Origin of the sequence: Streptococcus sp. HMSC065H07, assembly GCF_001837325.1 — a bacterium.
Classification (GTDB): domain Bacteria; phylum Bacillota; class Bacilli; order Lactobacillales; family Streptococcaceae; genus Streptococcus; species Streptococcus salivarius_H.
Window position 1 is genome coordinate 1 of the sequence record NZ_KV832045.1, and the last position, 5,395, is coordinate 5,395.

2 protein-coding genes are annotated in these 5,395 nt (G+C 39.5%); both read left to right on the forward strand.

Features of this window, described 5'->3' with window-relative positions:
• On the forward strand, positions 1-2,593 hold a 2,593-nt coding region (locus tag HMPREF2637_RS09660), incomplete at its 5' end, for a MucBP domain-containing protein (RefSeq protein WP_176745619.1).
• A gap of 455 nt (positions 2,594-3,048) precedes the next feature.
• Positions 3,049-5,395: accessory Sec-dependent serine-rich glycoprotein adhesin (locus tag HMPREF2637_RS09665; protein ID WP_141760035.1), on the forward strand; the 2,347-nt coding region annotated here is incomplete at its 3' end.

Here is a 5,395-nt window from a genome sequence, read left to right on the forward strand (position 1 = left end):
GAGTACATCAGCATCTGAATCAGCTTCAGTATCAACAAGCCAATCAGCATCGTTGAGTACATCGGCATCTGCATCAGAATCAGCAAGTGCCTCAGCTTCAGTATCTGCGTCTGAATCAGCAAGCTCTTCAGAATCAACTTCTGTATCAGCATCAGTATCAGCATCTGAATCATACTCAGCATCTGCTAGCCTTTCAGAATCTACATCAACTTCAACTTCAGTTTCAGAATCACTTTCAAGCTCTGAATCAACTTCAGTTTCAATTTCTCAATCAATGTCAGAAAGTGAAACTCCTAAAGTTGGTGAAGTAATCATCACTTACATCCGTGAGAATGATGGTAAAGAAATCCAAAAACCACGTCAAGATACACCAAACTCACCATATGACACTCCATATAACACAACTGAGGAAGGTGAAAAACCTAACACAATCAAGACTCCAGATGGTAAGACATACAAGATCGTACCAAAAGGTGATTACCCAGTAGGTAAAGTTGACGGTGACGGACACCTTGAATCATCTGATCCAATTAAAGGTAAAGTTGATAAACCTAAATCAACAATCACTTACGTTTATAAAGAAGTGAAGGGTGACGTTTACGTTCACTATAAAGACACTGACGGTAACACAATTAAAGATGATGTCACTGATGAAAAAGATCAACCAGTTGATAAAGATTACGATACAGTAATTGACAACCGTCCAAAAGAAATCCAATACAATGGTAAGACATATGAATTGGTACCAGCAGGTAACTACAATGTAGGTAAAGTTGACGAACAAGGTCACCTTGAGTCATCAGACGCTACAACAGGTAAAGTTATCGAAGGACGTAAAGATGTTACTTACATCTACAAACTCAAAGAACAACCAGCACAACCTAAGGGTAATGTATATGTTCACTACGTAGACACTGAAGGTAAGACAATCAAAGCATCTGTAACAGATGAAAAAGATCAACCAGTAGGTAAAGACTACGATACAGTTGTAGATAACCGTCCAAAAGAAATCGAATTCGAAGGTAAGACATACGAATTGGTACCAGCAGGTAACTACAAAGTAGGTCAAGTCGACGAACAAGGTCACTGGACAGGTGATGACGCTACGACAGGTAAAGTTATCGAAGGTGATAAGAACGTTACTTACGTTTACCAACTTAAAGAACAACCAGCACAACCTAAGGGTAATGTTTACGTTCACTATGTAGATGAAAATGGTAACACTATCAAAGAATCTGTCACAGATGAAAAAGATCAACCAGTAGGTAAAGACTACGATACAGTTGTAGATAACCGTCCAAAAGAAATCGAATTCGAAGGTAAGACATACGAATTGGTACCAGCAGGTAACTACAAAGTAGGTCAAGTCGACGAACAAGGTCACTGGACAGGTGATGACGCTACAACAGGTAAAGTTATCGAAGGTGACAAGAACGTAACTTACGTCTACAAACTTAAAGAAGATCCAACGAAACCTAAAGAAGGTGACGTAATCATCACTTACGTAGACGAAAAAGGTAAAGAAATCAAGAAACCTCGTCAAGACACACCAAACTCACCATATGATACTCCATATAACACAACTGAGGAAGGTGAAAAACCTAAGACAATCAAGACTCCAGACGGTAAGACATACAAGATCGTACCGAAAGGTGACTATCCAGTAGGTAAAGTTGATGGCGATGGACACCTTGAATCATCTGACCCAACTAAAGGTAAAGTTGAAAAACCACGTTCAATCATCACTTACGTCTACAAAGAAGTGAAGGGTGACGTTTACGTTCACTATAAAGATACTGAAGGTAACACAATCAAGACCTCAGTTGTTGATGAAAAAGATCAACCAGTCGATAAAGACTACGATACAGTAGTAGACAATCGTCCTAAGACTATCACAACAACTGATGGTAAAGTTTACGAATTGGTACCAGCAGGTAACTACACTGTAGGTAAAGTTGATGGACAAGGTCACCTTGAGTCATCAGATGCTACAACAGGTAAAGTTATCGAAGGACGTAAAGATGTTACTTACATCTACAAACTCAAAGAACAACCAGCACAACCTAAGGGTAATGTTTACGTTCACTATGTAGATGAAAATGGTAACACTATCAAACAATCTGTAACAGATGAATTTGGTCAACCAGTAGGTAAAGATTACGATACAGTAATTGATAACCGTCCTAAGACAATTGTTACTGCTGATGGTAAAGTTTACGAATTGGTACCACAAGGTAACTACCCAGTAGGTTCTGTAGATGGTGATGGTCACTTGACAACAACTGACCCAGTAACTGGTAAAGTTATCGAAGGTGATAAGAACGTAACTTACGTTTACAAACTTGTCGATACAACTCCAGAAAAACCAGTAACACCAACTCCAGGTAAACCTGAACAACCAACACCAGGTAAACCAGTTGATCCAGCTCCTAAAGCTCCAGCTAAAGCTACTCCAGTTAAACCTGCACAAGAAATGGCACAATTGCCAAACACTGGTGAAGAGTCTAACGTAGCAGCTACAGCAGCTCTTGGATTGCTTGCAACTGCATCTGGATTGGCTCTTGTGGCAAAACGCAAAAAAACTGAGGAATAATATTCCTTCGACTTACCCCTAAAACTTATGAGTGACTAGTCCTAATAAAAACTAACTACTCTTAAGTAAGAATAAGCCGATTAGCTTCGTTCTAAAAAAGCCACATTCCGATATGGGATGTGGCTTTTTGTCGTGTTTGAAAATGAGAGAGGGTGTCTTAAATGTTAGTCTAAGTCTCATTTAGGCTTAGTATTAGAGGGTAAAGGCTTAGTTTAGTAAGCTAAAATCTTAGATGTGGAAGAAGTAGACTTTGAATTTTAAGACAAGTTTAAGTTTTGTTTTGCAAAATGTAAGGTGGGTGAAAATACTATGAAACAAGTATTTTCAGTATTTATACAGCATAAAGCGTTTGCAATCTTTTTTGAGGGAAATAAGAGTTTATATTAGAGCTTACAGGAATTTTATGATAAAATTTATCGGTGAGTTTTAATTCATAAAACAAGAATGGAGTAGATATGTTTTTTAGAAGGAACGAAGGGGTATATCGCGAAACTGATCGCGTGACTCGTTTTAAATTGATTAAATCAGGTAAGCAATGGCTTCGTGCTGCGACATCTAACTTTGGACTTTTCAAGGTTGTTAAAGGTGGGGCAGACGCACCATCAGTTTCAGCACAAAGTGTTGAAGAGAAAACACCAGTTCTCTCAGGACAAGCTCTACTTAAAGGGATTGCGGCGGCAGGTGCAGTGGCTGGAGGAGCAGTAGCGACTTACACTGCTCAAGCGGAAGAAACGACGACTCCGGCTTTGGAAAGTCAAGTAACTGCTAATCAAGATGTGGCAGTAAACTCTGAGTCAGTGGTATTGAGTGCAGCACCAGCTTCTGAAACTTCAGTAGTACCATCAACAAGCCAAGAGTCTACAAGCTCTTCAGTTGATGCTCAAGCAAGCACAGAAGCATCAGTTTCAGTATCACAATCTGTGTCTCAATCAATTTCTGCTGAATTGTCACAAGCTATCTCTGAATCTGCATCACTCAGCAAAGAGAATTCAACTTCTAATAGCCAATCACAAACTGAAAGTACAAGTGGCTCAAACTCAGAATCAGCTTCTGGTTCAGCAACTTCAGCAAGCTCAGTTGCTTCAGAAACTGCAAGCCAAGATGATGAAAAATCTGTCTTGGACCAAAACGTTTCAGAAGCAGAATTACTTGTTAATATTGCTAAAAACTACCAAGCAAAATTGACAGACACAGCTGCTAAAGCTGAAATTCAAACGGCTATTACAACCGTTCAAGAAGAAGTCACTAAGTCAACGACATTGATCGCGGCATCAGCAACAAACGCAGCTTACGCAGAACAGCGTGAGCGTCTTGGTAATGCCGTCGATAACATGATGACCAAGCTGACAAATGCTGGTTTCAATGGGAACTCTACAGTGAATGGCACACCAGCTATCACTTCAAACCTTAACCTAGCGACTGGTGAAACTAAGGTGTATACAGGAACTGGAACAGACTCAAACTATAATGTTCCAATTTACTATACATTGAAAGTGACAAATGACGGAACAAATCTGAATTTTGTCTACACTGTTTCCTATGTTAATCCTGCAACATCAACCCTTGGGAATATTTCGAAGATGAGTCCTGGATATTCTATCTATAATACAGGAACATCAACACAAACGATGTTTACTTTAGGTAAGGGACTTACTCCTCCAACAACTGTAACGTCTTATATTACAGATAAAAATGGTAACCAAATTGCAAATCCTAAGGCTAATACAACACCAGTAACAACTCAAGGAAATGGTCTCACTTGGTCAAATGGTTTCCAAATGAATGGTTACCAGGCTAAACAAAGCTATGGTCTGACAACAACTTGGACTGCTAAAATCACTGGTGATGATACATCCTTCACATTCTCACCTTATGCAGGTAAGACAGATACGATTGCCGTTAACTTCTTTAATGGTAGTCAGGTTATCGAGTCTGAATCTGAAGCTGATACAACGAGTGCATCTTTAAGTACATCTCAAAGCATCGTAGAAAGTACTTCAACAGTAGAGTCTCAATCTGTATCAACAAGTAAGGTAGAATCTGCATCAGTTTCAGCATCTGAGTCAGAGGTTGTCTCATCTTCTCTTTCTCAATCAGAGGAAGCATCAGCATCTCTTTCAGATAGTATTTCAGAAAGTCTTCTTGAAAGTGCCTCAACAAGTGCATCAGTGAGCGCATCACAGTTAGAGTCAAATTCAGTCTCAGCTTCAGAAAGTGCATCAACTTCAACATCTCAGTCTGAGTCGAACTCAACCTCAGCTTCAGAAAGTGCGTCAACATCAACATCACAGTCTGAATCGAACTCAACTTCAGCATCTGAAAGTGCCTCAACATCGATCTCTCAATCAATCTCAAATTACGAGTCAGCTTCAGAGAGTGAGTCAGTATCTGAATCGCAGTCAGTCTCAAACTCAGAGTCAGCCTCAGAGAGTGAATCAACATCAGCTTCACAATCCGAATCAAACTCAGTTTCTACTTTAGTGAGTGAATCAACGTCAGCGTCACAATCCGAATCAAACTCAGTTTCTACTTCAGAAAGTGAATTAACATCGACATCACAATCCGAATCAAACTCAGTTTCTACTTCAGAAAGTGAATCAACGTCAGCGTCACAATCCGAATCAAACTCAGTTTCTACTTCAGAAAGTGAATCAACATCGACATCACAATCCGAATCAAACTCAGTTTCTACTTCAGAAAGTGAATCAACGTCAGCGTCACAATCAGAATCAAATTCAGTTTCAGCCTCAGTAAGTGCGTCAACATCAACATCACAATCCGAATCAAACTCAGTTTCTACTT